The 19,017-nt window shown below is 31.0% G+C and carries 17 protein-coding genes and 1 riboswitch; all 17 genes read right to left on the reverse strand.

Features of this window, described 5'->3' with window-relative positions; translation table 11 throughout:
• Nucleotides 1–47: 47 nt before the first annotated feature.
• The 17 genes from B3J31_RS02430 to B3J31_RS02510 all read right to left on the reverse strand — a co-directional run bounded on the left by B3J31_RS02430 (nucleotide 48) and on the right by B3J31_RS02510 (nucleotide 19,001).
• Complete coding sequence (locus tag B3J31_RS02430) at nucleotides 48–908, reverse strand: type II secretion system protein (RefSeq protein ID WP_346866813.1); 861 nt, start codon at nucleotides 906–908, stop codon at nucleotides 48–50.
• Entirely contained in the window at nucleotides 895–2,142 is a 1,248-nt protein-coding gene (locus tag B3J31_RS02435; protein WP_346866812.1) for a type 4a pilus biogenesis protein PilO, read from the reverse strand. The genes B3J31_RS02430 and B3J31_RS02435 overlap by 14 nt, the downstream gene beginning before the upstream one ends.
• Nucleotides 2,129–2,704: a PilN domain-containing protein gene (locus B3J31_RS02440; protein ID WP_150845333.1), complete on the reverse strand. Its 576-nt coding sequence runs from the start codon at nucleotides 2,702–2,704 to the stop codon at nucleotides 2,129–2,131. The genes B3J31_RS02435 and B3J31_RS02440 overlap by 14 nt, the downstream gene beginning before the upstream one ends.
• Before the next feature lie 8 nt (nucleotides 2,705–2,712).
• Nucleotides 2,713–3,978 (reverse strand): pilus assembly protein PilM, encoded by a 1,266-nt coding sequence (pilM, locus tag B3J31_RS02445; RefSeq protein ID WP_346866811.1) that lies wholly within the window; start codon nucleotides 3,976–3,978, stop codon nucleotides 2,713–2,715.
• A 727-nt stretch (nucleotides 3,979–4,705) separates the two neighbouring features.
• Nucleotides 4,706–5,158, reverse strand: a complete 453-nt coding sequence (locus tag B3J31_RS02450; protein ID WP_346866810.1) for a type II secretion system protein — start codon at nucleotides 5,156–5,158, stop codon at nucleotides 4,706–4,708.
• 70 nt (nucleotides 5,159–5,228) lie between these two features.
• Nucleotides 5,229–6,434, reverse strand: a complete 1,206-nt coding sequence (locus B3J31_RS02455) for a type II secretion system F family protein (protein WP_346866809.1) — start codon at nucleotides 6,432–6,434, stop codon at nucleotides 5,229–5,231.
• A gap of 18 nt (nucleotides 6,435–6,452) precedes the next feature.
• Nucleotides 6,453–8,141 carry a GspE/PulE family protein gene (locus B3J31_RS02460; RefSeq protein ID WP_346866808.1) on the reverse strand — a complete coding sequence of 563 codons (1,689 nt, stop codon included), beginning with the start codon at nucleotides 8,139–8,141 and terminating at the stop codon, nucleotides 6,453–6,455.
• Between the two features lie 85 nt (nucleotides 8,142–8,226).
• Nucleotides 8,227–8,964 carry a prepilin peptidase gene (locus B3J31_RS02465; RefSeq protein WP_150845328.1) on the reverse strand — a complete coding sequence of 246 codons (738 nt, stop codon included), beginning with the start codon at nucleotides 8,962–8,964 and terminating at the stop codon, nucleotides 8,227–8,229.
• Between the two features lie 97 nt (nucleotides 8,965–9,061).
• A riboswitch (cyclic di-GMP riboswitch) is annotated at nucleotides 9,062–9,146 on the reverse strand.
• Between the two features lie 315 nt (nucleotides 9,147–9,461).
• The gene (gene groL / locus B3J31_RS02470; protein ID WP_346866807.1) at nucleotides 9,462–11,090 is read right to left on the reverse strand and encodes a chaperonin GroEL; all 1,629 of its coding nucleotides are present in this window, start codon (nucleotides 11,088–11,090) and stop codon (nucleotides 9,462–9,464) included.
• Between the two features lie 77 nt (nucleotides 11,091–11,167).
• Nucleotides 11,168–11,455, reverse strand: coding sequence for a co-chaperone GroES (gene groES / locus B3J31_RS02475; RefSeq protein WP_346866806.1), 288 nt, complete (start codon nucleotides 11,453–11,455; stop codon nucleotides 11,168–11,170).
• Between the two features lie 194 nt (nucleotides 11,456–11,649).
• Entirely contained in the window at nucleotides 11,650–12,366 is a 717-nt protein-coding gene (locus B3J31_RS02480) for a TVP38/TMEM64 family protein (RefSeq protein ID WP_346866805.1), read from the reverse strand.
• 57 nt (nucleotides 12,367–12,423) lie between these two features.
• Entirely contained in the window at nucleotides 12,424–13,305 is an 882-nt protein-coding gene (locus B3J31_RS02485) for a DNA-3-methyladenine glycosylase (protein ID WP_346866804.1), read from the reverse strand.
• A 94-nt stretch (nucleotides 13,306–13,399) separates the two neighbouring features.
• Nucleotides 13,400–13,810 carry a C-GCAxxG-C-C family (seleno)protein gene (locus tag B3J31_RS02490; RefSeq protein ID WP_346866803.1) on the reverse strand — a complete coding sequence of 137 codons (411 nt, stop codon included), beginning with the start codon at nucleotides 13,808–13,810 and terminating at the stop codon, nucleotides 13,400–13,402.
• Between the two features lie 232 nt (nucleotides 13,811–14,042).
• The gene (gltA, locus tag B3J31_RS02495; protein ID WP_346866802.1) at nucleotides 14,043–15,425 is read right to left on the reverse strand and encodes an NADPH-dependent glutamate synthase; all 1,383 of its coding nucleotides are present in this window, start codon (nucleotides 15,423–15,425) and stop codon (nucleotides 14,043–14,045) included.
• The gene (locus B3J31_RS02500) at nucleotides 15,425–16,288 is read right to left on the reverse strand and encodes a sulfide/dihydroorotate dehydrogenase-like FAD/NAD-binding protein (protein ID WP_346866801.1); all 864 of its coding nucleotides are present in this window, start codon (nucleotides 16,286–16,288) and stop codon (nucleotides 15,425–15,427) included. Before B3J31_RS02500 ends, gltA begins: the two co-directional genes overlap by 1 nt.
• Nucleotides 16,289–16,887: 599 nt before the next feature.
• Nucleotides 16,888–17,736 carry a 3-hydroxybutyryl-CoA dehydrogenase gene (locus B3J31_RS02505; RefSeq protein WP_150845321.1) on the reverse strand — a complete coding sequence of 283 codons (849 nt, stop codon included), beginning with the start codon at nucleotides 17,734–17,736 and terminating at the stop codon, nucleotides 16,888–16,890.
• Between the two features lie 257 nt (nucleotides 17,737–17,993).
• Nucleotides 17,994–19,001 carry an electron transfer flavoprotein subunit alpha/FixB family protein gene (locus B3J31_RS02510; RefSeq protein WP_346866800.1) on the reverse strand — a complete coding sequence of 336 codons (1,008 nt, stop codon included), beginning with the start codon at nucleotides 18,999–19,001 and terminating at the stop codon, nucleotides 17,994–17,996.
• Between the last annotated feature and the right edge of the window lie 16 nt (nucleotides 19,002–19,017).

The raw sequence follows: 19,017 nt of genomic DNA on the forward strand, positions 1-19,017 counted from the left end.
CCTCTTAATTTAATAACTCTATTAAAACCCCTTTTTAATTAGTTATTCTACTTAAGTAGTTCTAAACTCATATTTTCTACTACTTCCCCATTTTTATTAGCTCTTAATTCTACAAAGTATAACTTTCCATTTATAATATTCTCACTATATTGAACCCCTTCAATTAATTCTACTTGTCCATTAAATTTAGAAATTATTATATCTTGCCTTTCAGATACTTTTTTCTTATTATATAGATATATCTTTAAGTTTTCTGTATGGCTCTTATTATCTACACTTAAATTTAACTTCTTTTCACTGTCCTCATTTAAACAGATAAGTAATGCTTTCTCTTTTGGTGTAAGAATAACAATGCTACTTTCCCCATAAGTAACATTTATCTCCCCCGCTTCTTTCATTTCAATAAAGACTTCCTCTGATGGTGTAGCTAAATTATCTGATAGTTTTTTTATAGCTTCTCCTATAACCTCCTTACCATTTGATATGGATATAGATCCATGATGATAATATATAGTTCTATCAACTTCCATTTCACTAACCTTATTATTAATGACCTGTGACTTTTCTTTTATAAACCCCTCTATGGAAAATCCATTTATTTCGCCACTTATTGAATATATTAATTTATTATCTTCCCCTGTAGCTTCACTTAAAGTAATGCCATTATTTAAAGACTTTGATAAAGCACTTGAAAAATTATCTATAGCTTTAATATTTTCTATGGTTTCCTGAAGTACTGCCTTAGCCTGTTGTTTATTTTCTGTGGATTTATTTATTTTTACAGAAGTTAGTACTAAATTAGCTATAGGAATAAGAATAATTGAAATTAGAGCAAAGCTAATTATTACCTCTAGAAGAGTAAACCCTTTCTTACTTTTTCTAGATTTAGTAACTTTATTTATTAACATACTCCACCTTTCCTTCTGGTGTTATTTGCACCCTTGGACTAGTTTTATCATCATCAATTATGGTAAGTGAAACTTTCTTATCATTAGCATTATTTATTACCTTTATATTTGCTCCTACCTTATCATCAATACCTATACGTTTAGATGAGTATATTGCAATATTTATGTTTTCCTCATCCACATTCCTAAGCTCTATACCATTTTTACTATAATCTGATGGATAGCTAGATTTCTCTGTTTTGTACTTAATATAGTACTTACCACCTTCCTTATTTACTTCAATTTCCACATCTACCTTTTTATTTTCATCATTGTATATATAACTTTCTCTAGTTAAATCATTTTCCTTACCTAAAGTTAAACTTGGTAAATCCGAATTCACACCCTTTAAAGCCATGATTAGAACATAATTATTTCCTTCACTAGTTCTTGATGCCATGGAGCTTTGACTTCCTTCTAAAAAAGGATTTTCCTTTCCATACTCCTCATCAAAAGTCCATTTTAAGTACTTTGAATCTTCATAAGGATTAATTTTTGGTATGGAGTAAAATTCTAAATCTAAAGTTCCAGAGACTTCATCATTTCCTGAGGCTGTTATGTTTATATTTGGCATAGCTAAAATTCTTTCATATTCTGATATTAGCTTTACAAACTTAGCAACGTTTTTATAGGTACCATTAAAGGATACAGATACCTTCATTTGCTCTACCTTATTTCCAGTTGACTCTCCTTTATCACTTTTAGTAGCTTGTTCTTCTCCAAGGTCTTTAGTTTCCTCTAGTTTTTCTTCCACATCTTCCTTGGTCTTTTCTTTATTAGACTCCTCTACTACTTGCTCTAGAGATGGCTGTTCCTTAGTGTCTGCTACTTCTGAAAAATAAGCTTCTATTGGAGAAACAGTAACCTCTGAAAAAGTTAAACTTCCCTTAATTCCAGCATCATTTAATAGTTTATTTAGCTCTATTATTATTCTATCTTGATAGATCTTAGGATATAAAAGCATAGATTTTGAACCTATACTATCCTTTAATATTTTTATATCACTTTTATTCTTTGTAATAGTATTTATATTTGAAAGCATTTCATTATATTTCTTATTTAGCTCTGATTCTTCCTGTTTAATTTCTTGCAATTTAGCATATTGCCTTTCATAAACCAGTTTATAATATGCTGTACATATAATTATGAGGACTAATACTCCTAATAAAAATTTTTCTCTTTTACTTACTTTCATTATAGTAGGCCTCCTTTAGTTTACAGGTCATAGTAAAGGTAAATACTTCTTTTTCACCATCACCTAAGTCTGACACTATTCCACCTATATGAGATTCTTCTATGAATTCAATATTATTCATATTATGTTGAAACTCAGCAATAGCCTCTCTATTTGTAGCTGAAGCATTTATTTCTATAGAACCTGCTGCAAAATTCATAGATTTAAAATACACTTCTTTTGGAAGGGTATAATTTATCTCTTCAATAAAGTCTGGACTTAATTTATTTCTATCAATTATGCCATGGAAAATTTCATTTAACTTACTATTATAAGTAGAAAAGGTTTTTTTCTCTGTAGCTACCTCTAAACTTTCCTTATAACTTTCTACAAAAGCTTCTTCATTAATTTTATTATTAAGATCACTTATTGATTTTTCAGCTCTATAAATTCCAAAAGTATTAAATGACAAGGTTACTATAATACCTGCCCCAACTATTGCTGCTGCACTAAAAATGGCTTTTTTTACTCCTGCATCGCTTTCTTTATTTGTATCCACATAGAAAAAATTCAAATCATTCATAATCTCACCTACAATCTTACTAATGCACCTAATGCATTAACATACTCTTCAATGGTTGTTGTATTTACATTTTTACTAAATTCTATATTGTTAGCTGTAATTATTTTTGTAGTTTCTATTCCAGTCTTTAAGGCTATATACTCATCTATTCCTCTTAACTTAGAAGTGCCACCGTATAAATATATATGACTTATCTTTTTCCCATTACTTTTATTAGTATAAAATTGAATAATTCTATTTAAATCCTCTAGCCAGCCCTCTATGACTTCTACTACTCCATCATTAAGCTGATTTTCTTTCCTACGCTTTCCTACTTCAACCTGAGTCTTCTTTATTTCCTCTGCTTCCTCCATAGAAATTCCATTAAAATCTGCTATAAACCTATCTATCTCTATTCCACCAATGGGCATAACCCTTATAAATTCTAACTTGTTATTATTAACTATAGATAAATCTACACTTTTATAACCAAGGTCTAAATACAATATGGACTCCTCTTTATTTATTAAATCTACATTATATATGTCTGCAATGCTGCTTAGCTTTCTTATGGAGTTGTTACTTATATCCAAAGCATAGGGATTTAAAAGTAGTTTTTCAGCTAAGTTTCTATAGGATTCAATGAGATTTTTAGGATATATAATAGTAAATATCTTTTGCTTTCTCACCTCATCCACCATAACTTCCTCTAACCTCATAAATTGAATTACATAGTTATTTAAATTTATAGCTAGAAACTGCTCTATCTCATAATTAACTAAGGTTTTTAATTCTTCATTATTCTCCACATAAGGAACTATAATCTCTCTACTTATGATTGTAGATGAGGAGGAAACTAAAGCTATATTTTTAGTTCTCACCCCTGAGGTTTTCATTTCTTCCTTCAACTTAAGTAAGATGGATTCTTCGTTAAAAAGCTCCCCATCTTGAATAATATCCTCTGGAGATTTTATTTTCCTCATATTATAAATCTTTAATTTTCCACCCTTAACTTGTCCCTCTACTATTTTTATATCACTAGAGCCTATGTCAAGACTCACAAGTCTTATACTCTTAGGCTTAGCCGGTTTACTATCATCAACTTTTTTTATTCTTTTAAATTTTAGATCCTGTAACTTTATATCTCTGTTCCATATGGATTCCTTCTTAGAATTTTCAACATCAATATCTTTATGATAACCCTCCTTATTTAGTAAGGTACCATTATCTATATTTACTTGAATTTCCTTATTCTTTAATTCTTCACTGACCTTAGATTTACTAAACAAACTCAAAATTAGCACTCCCTTCTTCTTCAAATCCTTTATACTTAATTAACAATATTTATATCTATTTTATATACACTAAGGCTCTAATAACTTAGCACCCTAGATAACTTTCAAATTCATTATTTTTCTTTCATAACTTCTATTAATTTTCATATATCTTCTTTATTCCCCGAGAAATACTATGAATAATATTATTTTTTCATCATTAAATTACATTGCACAATTTAAAATTTTCTTCATTATTCTTAAATTGAATATTTACATATATACCTATTTAAATATGAAACTATAAGTCTATATAACTATTTGACTATGATTCTATAAACAGAGTTCTTAGCTTCTATGAAGCTTTAGAAATCGTTATCCAGGGACATAACAGCTTTCTACTTCCACTTTAAAGAAGATGGAAGTATTAGAGCTGGTAGTCATCGGATAAACCTATAAAACTATTTAAATATATAGCTATTTAAACTTTTCTATATTTACCTATATAAATAGTTAACTATTTGTTGTGGTATCAATGATTTGTAGTGTTTTGCTATCTTAGTAGTTATGTATAATCTCTAAAATTTATATGTTTTTAGCTTTTTATGTTTTTATGTTCTTCCATGGTGAAAGTGTTCATATAAGTGGCGTTTAAGCTTGTAGAGAAATATTTTTATTTATTTTTAGAAACATAAGTGTAAAGGGTGGCTTTACACTTATGTTTGGTGTATAAGATATGTTGGATAAATTATTTTGTATTAGCTTTAACCGAACCATCAGCACCAATTGTTATTTCGTAAGTAGTTGCTTTAGCAGTAGCTTTTGTAACTTTTTCAAAACCTGGTGCAGCTTGAGGTGCTTTAACTTCTTTTAATGCTTCTTTAATAATACTTTTGCAATCTTTACCTTCACTATCTGTAATGCTTACTACAGTTGTATTTGTATCATCCAATACTCCCTTATCAGTAAATGCATATGTTATTTTTCCATCACCTTTTATAGTTTCATCTGAAACTAACATCAAAACTGTTCTTTCAATAGTTTCACAGCTTTGTTTATCTGCTTTAACCTTAGAGTTATCTCTTACTGCTGAGAAGTTTGGTATAGCTATTAATGCTATGATTGCCATTACTGCTAGAACTATGATTAGTTCTATTAGTGTAAAACCTTTTTTCTTTTTGTTGTTTGCTCTTTTTATCATTTTAAATGACCTCCTAATTATTTCTTTTTATTTCTAAAGGGTTTCCCCTGGTTAGACCTGTTATTTTGTTTTACATTACGTTGTACATCTCAAACATTGGAGTTAGGATGGAGATTATTAAAAACCCTACTACTACTCCCATTATTACTAGCATTATTGGGTCTAGGATTGTGGTGAAGGCTTCTATTGCTCTTTCTAGCTCTTCGTCGTAGAAGTCTGCTGTTTTGCTTAGGATGTTGTCTAGTTCTCCAGCTTCTTCTCCAATTTTTATCATGGACCCTAGCATTGGTGGAAATAACTGTGATTCCTTTATGGCATCGGATAGTGTATCTCCAGCTAACATTCTTTCTTTTACTGTTTTTAGTTTTACATCTGCATATTTATTTTCTAGTACTGCAGATACTACATCTATGGAGCTGGCTATGGATAGTCCCGCTCCTAAAACTGTAGATAAGCCCCTTGCAAATCTTGATACTACAATCTTTTGATTTAAGTCTTTAAAGAGAGAGTTTTTCAGTTTATATTTACTGTACATATAAATTCCAGCATCAACTCTCTTGGTGTAATATTTAAAACCTACTACTATCCCTACAATAACAAGGCCTATTAATATACCGTAATGCCTTATACCATCTCCTAGAGATAGTACTATCTTTGTCATAGCTGGAAGGTCTGAACCTGCTGATTCAAACATATCCATAAACATTGGCATTATATAGGTTAGAATAAATACCACTACAAACACTGTTACTGTGGCTAATATGCCTGGATAGATTAAGGCATTTTTTAATTTACCATTCATCTTAGTTTGCTTTTCATAGTAAGTGGCCATCCTATTCATGATGGAATCTAGAGTACCACTTTGTTCCCCAACTTGAATCATGCTTATAAGTAAGGTTGGAAATTCATTAGAGTATTTACCCATGGCTACAGATAATTCTTCACCTTTTCTTATATCTTCATCTACTTTTACAAGGACTTCCCTCAGCTTCTTGTTAGGTATTTGTTCTGCTAAAAGACTTATAGCATTAGTTATGGAAACACCGGCTTCTATCATGGTAGCTAGTTGTCTACAAAATATAGAAATATCCTTGTTATTAACCTTATTTCTCTTTCCTAGAATAATCTCCTTACCGCCTATAGCTTCCTCAATGGATAGAGGTGAATATCCACTAGATACCATAAGGTTAAGTACCTCTTCCCTACTCCTACATTCATGTACTCCTTGAATAACTTCACCCTTAGAGCTAATAGCCTTATATTTATATTTAGACATAATTTAGTTCTCCTTCCTCTACAAGTTATCCATAAATATTATCTTCATCATTTCTTCCATGGTGGTTTCACCTTTAAGAACTAACTCTCTACAACTATCTGATAAAGTCTTCATACCCTTTTTAACCGCTTCATCCTTTAGTTCTTCTGGGTTATTAGATTTTATAATCAAATCTTTTATCTCTCTATCTACATTCATTATTTCATAGACTCCAAGTCTGCCACTATAACCAGTATAATTACAGCTAGCACAACCCTTGCCTCTATGAAGAGTTACTTTATCATCACTATTTAAGTTAAGAAGTTTCCTTTCAGCTTCATCCCCCTCATAGGCTTCCTTACAGCTTGGACATATTCTTCTCACCAGCCTTTGAGCTATTACTCCTTTTATGGCAGTGGCCACTAAGAAAGGTTCAACTCCCATATCTATAAGTCTTATTACTGAGGATGGTGCATCATTTGTGTGTAGTGTACTAAGAACAAGGTGTCCTGTTATGGCAGCTCTTATACCAATTTCAGCAGTCTCACTATCTCTCATTTCCCCTACCATTACTACATCAGGGTCTTGTCTTAATATAGACCTTAAGCCTGCAGCAAAGGTAAGTCCTACCTTACTATTTACATTTACTTGATTTATTCCATCCATGGAGTATTCCACAGGATCTTCTACAGTAACTATGTTCTTATTAATATGATTAAGTTCCCCTAAAATAGTATATAGAGTGGTGGATTTTCCGCTTCCTGTAGGTCCTGTTACTAAAATTATTCCATGGGGTGCAGATATGATGTTTTCAAGATTTTTTATATTTTCACTACTCATGCCCAGATTATCTTTTCCAATTTTATAGTTGCTTCTATCTAGTATTCTTATTACAACCTTTTCTCCTGTGATAAGAGGTATTATAGACACACGCATGTCTATGTTTTTATTATTGATTACAGTAACTATTCTTCCATCCTGAGGAATTCTTTTTTCAGCTATGTTAAGATTTGCTAGAATTTTTATTCTAGTAACTATGCCTGGAAGCACATCAATATTTAAAGATGATATTTCTTCTAGCTGACCATCTATTCTATATCTAACTCTTATATATTTTTCATAGGGCTCTATATGAATATCTGAAGCTCTTTGTTCCACTGCATTTTTAAGTAGGGAATCTACTAGCTTTACTGTGGGAGCATTTTTAACTTCATCAATCTTTTCTATATCTTCCGTCTTATTATGAAACACTATCCTAGACCTGGTTATCTCTTCTACAGCACTTTCCACATTTCTATCTGAATAATACTTTTCCGTAGCCTTATGGATGTCATCCTTTGTGGATATGTATGGCTCCACCCTTAGTCCTGTAGTTATAGCTACATCATCCATGGCAAATATATTTAAAGGATCTGATACAGCTACCTTTATTACTCCATCAGCAGTATAAAAAGGGAATAATTCATATTTTCTACATAAGCCTTCGTTAACTAATTTTACAGCCTTAGAATCTACATCTATATTACTTAAGGTTACTCTTTCAATACCTAACTGTTCTTGAAGTACCTCTATAATAATATCTTCTGTTACTATTCCTTCATCGATTAATAATTCTCCCAGTTTCTTTCTCTTTACCTTTTGAATCTCTAAGGCTTCTGATAATTGTGACCTGGTAATTTTATTTGCCTTTACTAGCAAGTCACCTAGTCTGACAGTATTCCTTGCCATTTCTCTCCACCTCACCTTTACAATTAATTTATTTGTCCTTATCTAAAAGTTTTATACTTCTTTTTATTTCTTAAAACTCCTTATATTAAATGAAATTTAAAATATATTGTTCTCCAATGATTAAAACTATATATGCTCCCATAGCCAAGCTAGGCCCTAAAGGAATATACTCATCCTTTGACTTCTTTTTTGATGCAATTAACATAACTGCAATTGTTCCTCCTATAATGAAGGATATGAGTAAAAAATATATCTCTAATTTCCATCCTAGAAATAATCCACATAATACTGCTATTTCAATATCTCCAACACCCATGCCACCAGTTAAAACATATATTAAACCAATAACCCCTAGGCCTATTAATCCCCCAATAATATAGTTAGTTATACTATGGGAATATGCTACAGTTTCTATAAGGATAAAGATTATTCCCACTGCCATTCCACTATAAACTACACTAGAATATACATCTGTAGTATCATAATCAATGAGGGCTATGACTATTAAAAATAGAGTTAAAAGGGAGTACTTAAAAAAGCTTACCCCTATGCCATATCTTAGATATATTCCTACTAATAAAATCCCTGTAAGCCCTTCTACTAAGGGATATCTCATAGAAATCTTAGAATCACAATATCTACATTTACCCTTAAGCCATAGATAACTTACTATTGGAAATAAATCCCTCCATTTTAATCTAGTATCACAATTTCCACAATGGGAAGGTGGACTAATTAATGACTGATTGTTAGGTATTCTATAAATACATACATTTAAAAAACTTCCTATTACTACTCCATATAAAAACACTATAAAACCCATAATTTATTATCCTTTTACATTTATTTCTATTTACAAATGATTATACTATATTTTTACATATGTGTATATAAAATACACGCAGAAAAACCGACTAAATTTATAATTTAGCCGGTTGTACCATTAACTCAACAACTTTCAAGGTACCCAAATAAAAAAGTTGCATCATTGTATCTAAACTTACTTTCTTTTTATATAAACTTACTTTCATTTTATACAAATTTATTTTACATTTATATGAATTTGTTTTATTGTTGTATAAATTTATAAATGTTAAACATATTATACTATATTATGTATTATATTTCTATATACTTTCCTTGTTATGTGTTATTTTATTACATCTCTCCTTAAAATCCACTATTTTAAAGGTTTTTATAGACTTTGTAGATAATTAAATTGATAAAATTTGGAGAGATTTATGTGAACATTAATTATGGATGTAAAAAAGACTTCCATGAAAACTTCATGAAAGTCTTAATTTTATTTAATATTTAATTTTAGTACATTCCGTCCATTCCCATTCCTGGTGCACCTGGCATTGGAGCTGGGTTCTTTTCTGGAATATCAACAACAGCAGCTTCTGTTGTTAAGAATGTTGATGCTACAGATGCAGCATTTTGAAGTGCGCTTCTTGTAACCTTAGTTGGATCAACTATTCCAGCTTTAATCATATCTACATATTCAGCATTTAATGCATCATAGCCTATTTCTGTAGCTGAATTTCTAACTCTTTCAACTACTACTGAAGCTTCTGCACCAGCATTTGTAGCTATTTGTCTTAATGGCTCTTCAAGAGCTCTTCTTACAATGTTAATACCTACTTGGATTTCTGAAACCTCTGAAGTTAGTTTAGCAACTGCTTCTATTGCATTGATATAAACAGTTCCACCACCTGCAACGATACCTTCTTCAACTGCAGCTTTTGTAGCAGCAAGAGCATCTTCAATTCTTAATTTCTTTTCTTTTAATTCTGTTTCAGTAGCAGCACCAACTTTGATTACTGCAACTCCACCAGCAAGTTTTGCAAGTCTTTCATTTAATTTTTCTTTATCAAATTCAGAAGTTGTATCTTCCATTTGTTTCTTAATTTGATTTACTCTAGATGTTATATTTTCTTTTGCACCTTTTCCATTTACGATAACAGTGTTTTCTTTAGTAACTTTAACACTATCAGCTCTTCCTAACATTTCAATAGTTGCATCTTTAATGTCGTGTCCTAATTCTTCTGAAATTACTGTACCACCTGTAAGTATTGCTATATCTTCAAGCATTTCTTTTCTTCTATCACCAAAGCCTGGAGCTTTAACAGCAACACATGTAAATGTTCCTCTTAATTTATTAACTACTAAAGTAGCTATTGCTTCACCTTCAACATCTTCAGCAATTATTAAAAGTTTTTTACCTTGTTGTACTATTTGCTCAAGAATTGGAAGTAATTCTTGGATGTTAGATATTTTCTTATCAGTTATTAAAATGTATGGATTATCAAGTACAGATTCCATCTTATCTGTGTCAGTTACCATATATGCACTTAAATATCCTCTATCAAATTGCATACCTTCAACAACATCAAGTTCAGTTCCCATTGTTTTAGACTCCTCTACAGCTATAACACCTTCGTTACCTACTTTATCCATTGCTGTAGCTATTAGAGCTCCAACTTCCTCGTCTGCTGCTGATATAGCTGCAACTCTTGCTATGTCTTCTTTTCCATCTACTTGTCTAGAGTATTTTTTTATTTCTTCAACTGCTGTATCTACAGCCATTCTTATACCATTTCTAAGTAACATTGGGTTTGAACCAGCTGTTACATTCTTAAGTCCTTCTCTTATAATAGCTTGAGCAAGTACTGTAGCAGTTGTAGTTCCGTCTCCAGCTACATCGTTTGTTTTGTTTGCAACTTCTTTTACAAGTTGTGCTCCCATATTCTCATATGCATCTTCAAGTTCTATTTCTCTAGCTATTGTAACACCATCATTTGTTATAAGTGGTGAACCGAATTTTTTATCTAATATAACGTTTCTTCCCTTTGGTCCTAAAGTTACCTTAACTGTATCTGCAAGTACGTCTACACCTCTTTGCATAGCTCTTCTTGATTCTTCTCCGAATAAAATACTTTTAGCCATATTCATTTACCTCCTATGATATGTGAATTTCTTAGCTTATCATTAAAATTATTTTTCTTTACACTTATTAAGATATATTACTCTTGTAATATTGCTAATATATCTTCTTGCTTTAATATAATATATTCTTGTCCTTGGAATTTAACTTCTGTGCCTGCAAATTTAGAAAATAATACCTTATCTCCTATTTTCACTTCCATCTTAATTTCTCTTCCATGAGAATAAGTTCCTGGACCTACTGCAACGACTTCTGCCTCTTGTGGTTTTTCTTTTGCAGTACCTGCTAGAACTATTCCTCCTTTAGTTATTTCCTCAGATTCTAATCTTTTGATTACAACTCTGTCGCCTAATGGTCTGATATTCATAAAAAACCCTCCTATTGTTAATTATTTATATAATTTTTTTATTTATCTTTATTTATTAGCACTCACGACTATTGAGTGCTAACTACAATATAATAATATATAATTATTATTTTATAAGCAAATCTTTTATTTTAATAGAACTTGGTAAAATAAGCGAATATATTAAAATATCTCACTCATGGTAATATTTTCTCTTATTTTCTCTTATTTTTGCCTTCATGCTTTAATACTCTATGGAAAAAGTCTATAATGCTATGTCCTTTAAGTATTCCTACTAAAAATAGAGCTCCTGATACTACCCCTATAATTATCATAGATACATAGTCCCCTCTATGTATACCGTGGCCAAACATGGCAGATGTGATTATCCATGGTAATCTACCAGCAGAAGAATATAATATAAAATCACTTAGAGTTACATTGGATATACCAGCTACATAAACTAATATATCTTTAGGTATTCCAGGTATAAAGTATATGACAAAGATAACTATATTATTACTTCCAGCATCTAATATCCTCTTCATCTTAGTTAAATTATTTTTTTCAATAAGCTTATTTATATACTTTTTCCCGAATAATTTAGCTATAAAATAAGCAACTACACTTCCAAGAATTATCCCTACAGCAGAGGCAATTCCTCCTACTAAAGGTCCGAATATATATCCCCCTGCTACTTGAACAACTTCTCCTGGTATAAAGAATATTATTACTTGTATCATTTGTAGTACTACAAAGGCAATTATACTATAACTACCAAAGGATAGTATTAATTTTTTTAATTCTTCTGGATCTCTAAATACAGTAAATTTCTTGGAAAACTCCCAATAGGCTATTAATAACACTACTATAACTATAGTCCATATTACTCCATTTGTTACATACCTTTTTATCTTATTTTTATTCTCCATACCTTTCCCACCTTGTATACCCTTAGTTTATGTTCTATATATCAACATATTTCTAACTTAATCTATTTTTATATTGTTTTCTCTTGCATAATAAAATAAGTATTGTTGTGCAAATCCAGATAAGCTACCAAACTTCTCTCTTGCAAACTCCCTTATTTTAGGCAATGATACATCTGGTGCCACATAAAAGAATTGCATTGCTCTTTTCACCCATACATCCACTGGGAATGCTGAGTATTTCCCCATAGAAAATAGCATTATACAATCTGCTACCTTAGGCCCTACTCCATTAAAATTTTTAAGACCCTCATGACATCCATCATCATCACTTTGTTTCATTGCATTTAAATCATAGGTACCACTACTCAAATCTTCTAGTGCCTTATATATATACTTAGCTCTAAATCCAACCCCTAAAGCTTCTATATCTTCTACTGTAGCTCTTCTAAACTCCTCTAAGGTTGGAAAAGCGTAATATGTATTTCCCTTGTACTTTATAGATTTGCCAAATACTTTACTTATATTCTCTATAGCTCTTTTTATCATAGGGATTCTATTATTTGCAGATATAATAAAAGATATTAGCATTTCAAAGGGATCTTGCTGTAGTATTCTAATTCCTACACCAAATTCTACTGCTTTTTTTAAAAGTTCATCCTTCTCAAATTCTTCTTTTATAGCTGAATAGTCCCTTTCTAGGTCAAAATAATTTAGCCATATGTCATTAAAATCCTTTAAATCCGTATTATATATAACTACATCATTATTCCTTTTCTCAATTTCAATAACTTTTCCAAAGGCTACACCTATATAATTATTATTATCTTGTCTGTTCCATCTAAAACATTGTCCGCAATCGAAAATATGGGGAAGTTCAAAATTCTTTACATCCTTTAATATAACTTTTCCACTTTCTTCAATAGCTTCTTTAAAGTCCATCCATATCCACCTCCTTGAAATAACACTTATGAAATGCTAGTTTAAAAATAGTGCTAAGGATATTCTCAGCACTAAGTTTTAAAATTATTCTCAATTACTGTTTATTTCTCTCTCTTGTTACTATGTTATCTAATATAACTGCACCTTTTTCTACTATATTAAGACATCTTGTTTCATCATTTCTATATAATTCCTTTAATTTATCACAATTTAATGAATTACATTCTTTATTAAAGTTTTCAATGAATTCTTGAGTAAGGTTTTTTACATAATCGCTTTCATGGGCTCTTTCCTTTGTAAATAAGATACCTAAAGCAGAAATTGCTCCTGTGATAACTCCACAAGTGGATTCTACACCCATTCCCCCACCGAAAGCAGCCATGGTTTTAAAAGTTTCCTTACTTAAGTTTAAACCATATTCCTCATTAGCAGCATATAGCATAGTCTCTGCACAGTTTAAATCATATTCTTCTCCATAATATTTTTTTACTACATCTAATAACATATTTATGCACCCTACTTTCCTATTAATTAGTCCTAAACTTCAGAGAAGCTAAGACCTCTGTTTATTATAGTTTTAGTCATAAATCTATGACTCCAAAAATTTCTTTAAATGTATTAGAAATCTACTAGTTTTCAGTTTCATTATACTATATTTATCATATAAAAAAGCCATATTTTAAAGAATTTCACATAACTTTAAAATATGGCATGATTTTATTAATTCTGATTTAAAATTACTTACTTAATTGCTGATCAATAGCTTTAGCAGCTTTTTTACCAGCTTCCATAGCAAGTATAACTGTAGCTGCACCTGTTACAGCATCTCCACCAGCATATACTTTTTCTTTAGAAGTAAGTCCTGTTTCTTCCTCTGCAACTATGCATTTATATTTATTAGTTTCTAAGCCTTTAGTTGTAGCTGGAATTAATGGGTTTGGTGAAGTTCCTAGTGACATGATAACAGTGTCACAGTCTAATGTAAACTCAGAACCTTCTATTACTTGTGGTCTTCTTCTTCCAGATGCATCTGGCTCTCCAAGTTCCATTCTTACACATTTCATTCCTTTAACCCAACCATTTTCATCCCCAAGGATTTCTGTAGGATTAACTAATAAATCAAGGATAACTCCTTCTTCTTTAGCGTGATGTACTTCTTCTACTCTAGCTGGAAGTTCAGCTTCACTTCTTCTATAAACTATATGTGTTTCTGAACCTAGTCTTAAAGCTGTTCTAGCAGCGTCCATAGCAACGTTACCACCACCAACTACTGCAACGCATTTACCAGATTTAATTGGAGTAGCATATTCATCTTTAAATGCTTTCATTAAGTTATTTCTAGTTAAGAATTCATTTGCTGAGAATACTCCATTTAAGTTTTCTCCTGGAATTCCCATAAACTTAGGAAGTCCTGCTCCTGATCCTATAAATACAGCATCAAATTTCTCATCATTCATTAATTCATCTATTGTAACTGTTCTACCAACAACTACATTTGTTTCTATTTTAACTCCTAATTTTCTTAGGTTGTTTACTTCATGTTTAACAACGGTATCCTTTGGTAATCTGAACTCAGGAATTCCATAAAGTAAAACTCCACCTGGCTCATGTAAAGCTTCAAATACAGTTACATCATAACCCATTTTAGCTAAGTCTCCAGCACAAGTTATTCCTGATGGACCTGATCCAATTACAGCAACTCTCTTATCTTTCTTTTGAATTTCTTGTGTTAAATCTACGTTGTTATTTCTTGACCAGTCTGCTACAAATCTTTCTAGTTTTCCTATAGCAACTGCCTCACCTTTTATTCCAAGAACACATTTACTTTCACATTGTAATTCTTGAGGACAAACTCTTCCACATACTGCTGGAAGTGCTGTATATTTATCTAAAGCCTTTGCAGCCTTTTCAAACTCTCTTTCTTTTACATGATGAATAAACTCTGGTATATCTATTGCAACTGGACATTTAGATACGCATGGTTTATTTTTACAATTTAAACATCTAGAAGCTTCTTGAACTGCTTCTTCTTCAGTGTAACCAAGACAAACTTCTTGAAAGTTAGTTGCTCTTACCTTTGGATCTTGTTCTTGTATTGGAGTTCTTTTCATTCTATCCATTAGTTATTTCCTCCTATTTTGCATCCTTTTTGTATAGAATCCTTTTGTATTTCTTCTGTCTTATACATAGTTGTTCTTTTTAATGCTTCATCGAAGTTTACTTTATGTCCATCAAACTCTGGTCCATCAACACAAGCAAATTTAGTTTCTCCATCAACAGTTATTCTACAAGCACCACACATACCTGTTCCATCAACCATGATTGGGTTCATACTAACTATTGTTTTTATACCTAATTCTTCTGTTAATTTACATACAAATTTCATCATTATCATTGGTCCTATAGCAATTACTGTATCGTATTTATTGCCTTCTTCAACCAAAGATTTTAATCTATTAGTAACCATTCCTTTAAATCCATAGCTACCATCATCAGTTGCTACATAAACATTGCCTGCAACATTTTTCATATCTTCTTCTAAAATAACCATTTCTTTATTTTTAAATCCCATGATTACGTCAGCTTTAATTCCGTTTTCATGTAACCATTTTACTTGAGGATATACTGGTGCAGCTCCAACTCCACCTGATATAAACATTATTTTTTCATTTTTTAGCTTATCTTTGTCTTCTTCTAAAAGTTCAGAAGGCATCCCTAAAGGTCCAACAAAGTCAAAGAAAGAATCCCCTTCTTCATATTGTTCCATAGCTTTTGTAGTACATCCAATTGTTTGTACAACTATTGATACTGTTCCATTTTCTACATCTGTGTCACATACTGTTAAAGGTACTCTCTCACCCTTTTCATCCATTCTTATTATAATGAATTGACCTGGACGAGCTGATTTAGCTACTCTTGGAGCTAAAATCTTCATCATAAATATTGAAGGTGCCAAAATTTTCTTTTCAACAATTTTATACATAGTACTTTCCTCCGTATTTTAAACATATTTTGTTTTTATATGAATTTAATATTTCACCATTTTAATTCATATCCTTTGCCAAATATAATATTATACTATTTTCATTGAAATTTATATATGAACATTAGATATTTATTTAACATAGTGATTACAAACGCAAAAATAAACAGCGCAATAATGATAGGATTCTTTACCACATTACACTTGTCCAATAAACTAACTTAAATCTCCATATATCCTTAAATAATACGACTTAAATCCTTTACATGAATATACATTGTGTCGGTTACACTTATATTTTATAATTTTATTTAATTATAGTCAACCATATAGTAAATTAAATATTATAAATTTTCAAGCAAATAAATCCATTTTTTATAAACATCCTCTTGAATTCCAGTTATTCTTTCAAACTTCTGGTGATTCCATTTAAACTATACTCCTTTTATTTTTAAAAATCTACAATAAATTATAAAATGCATTGTTATAATTTTATCTATCTTTTATTTTTTTAATTATATTTAATTTATTTTCACATAAATAAAAGAGTAAAGATAAATTATTCTTTACTCTTTTGCTGTAATATCTTTATGCTATTATTATTTACTATAATCGAAGAATCCTTTTCCAGTTTTTCTTCCTAATTGTCCAGCTCTAACGAATTTTCTAAGTAAGCTGTGTGCTCTGTATTTTGAATCTCCAGTTTCTTTATATAATACATCCATGATTGCTAAGCAAACATCTAGTCCAATTAAGTCACCTAAAGCAAGAGGTCCCATTGGATGATTTGCTCCAAGCATCATAGCTTTATCTATATCTGCAGCACTTGCAATACCTTCTGCATAGATGCAAACAGCTTCATTTATCATAGGTACTAAAATTCTGTTTACTACAAATCCTGGAGCTTCTTCTACTTGAACTGGCTCCTTAGATATGTTAATAACTAATTCATGCATTGCATCATATGTTTCTTGTGATGTTCCCATTCCTTTTATGATTTCTACAAGTTTCATAACTGGAGCTGGGTTAAAGAAGTGTAGTCCTATAACTTTATCAACTCTCTTTGTAGCAGTAGCAATTTCAGTTATAGAAAGTGAAGATGTATTTGTAGCCAGGATTGCTTCTGGTTTACAGATTTCATCTAATTCTTTAAATATTTGTTTTTTGATTTCCATATTCTCTACTGCAGCTTCTATTATTAAATCTACATCATCTAATAAGCTTAATTCTGTAGTTCCACTAACTCTTGATAAAATTTCTTCTGCTTGTTCTTCTGTTATTTTACCTTTTGTAGCAAGTTTTTTAATATTTTTTTCTATCATTCCAAGACCTTTTTGTACGAATTCATCCTTTATATCTCTAACTATTACCTCATATCCTTTAGCGGCAAAAGCTTGAGCTATTCCTGATCCCATTGTACCTGCGCCTAAAACACATATCTTTTTCATATTAAACACTCCTAACATAATTTTGTATTATGGATTATAGACTATTACAAATCTATATTACCACATTTTTATATATTTATATTTATATTTATCAAAAATAACTCAATAAATATAAATATATGTATACAATTTTCAACGAAATTAGACTTTTATTCAATATTTAACAAATGAGGGGTATATACATCTCCGTATATCCCCTCATCTTATGTTAATTAGTGTACTATAAAATTCAATTAATCTAAAGTCTTATAAATTTACTATTTGTTCATCTCTTTATATTGAGCTATCATTTCTGGAATAACTTTAGCAAAGTCTCCTACTAAAGCTACGTCAGCAGCTTTCATGATTGGAGCATCTGAATCTTTGTTAATAGCTATGATGTAGTTAGAATCTTGCATTCCAGCTAAGTGTTGGATTGCTCCAGAAATTCCGCAAGCTATATATATAGTAGGTCTTACAGTTTTTCCTGTTTGTCCTACTTGAACTGCTTTTTCTACCCAGCCATTATCAACAGCTGCTCTTGATCCAGCTAAAGTTCCTCCCATTACGTCTGCAAGTTCTTGAAGTAAAGCGAAGTTTTCTTTACAGCCAACTCCTCTTCCTCCTGAAACTACGATATCAGCTTCAGTAATGTCTACCATTTCTTTTACTGATTTAACAACTTCTATAGTTTCTGTTCTTATATCAGAAGCTGATAATTCAACGTCAAATTTTTCAACTTGGAAAGTTCTGTTTTCATCTTTAGCTAACTTTTCGAAAACTCCAGGTCTTACTGTAGACATTTGTGGTCTATGATCTCCACAAACGATTGTAGCCATTAGGTTTCCACCGAAAGCTGGTCTTGTCATTAATAAGTTGTTAGTTTCTGCATCTACATCTAGAGATGTACAGTCAGCTGTAAGACCTGTTGAAAGTCTTCCTGCAACTCTTGGTCCTAAATCTCTTCCAATGAAGCTAGCTCCAATGAATAGGATTTCTGGTTTTTTAGCATTTACAACTTCGTTTATAACTTTTGTATATCCATCAGTTGAATAGTGAGTTAGTAACTCATTGTCGCATACTAATACTTTATCTGCTCCAAAAGCTCCTAATTCTTTAGTCATTTCTTCTATATTTTTATGTCCAAGTAATAATGCTGTAAGTTCTACTCCTAACTTGTCAGCTATTTCTCTTCCTTTTCCTAATAATTCTAAAGCAACCTTTTGTAATTCTCCGTCTCTTTGCTCTGCAAAGACCCATACACCTTTATAATCTGCTATATTCATGGTAATTTCCTCCTTA

The sequence above is a fragment of the Clostridium sp. UBA5988 genome, assembly GCF_002435615.1.
GTDB lineage: Bacteria > Bacillota > Clostridia > Clostridiales > Clostridiaceae > Clostridium_J > Clostridium_J sulfidigenes.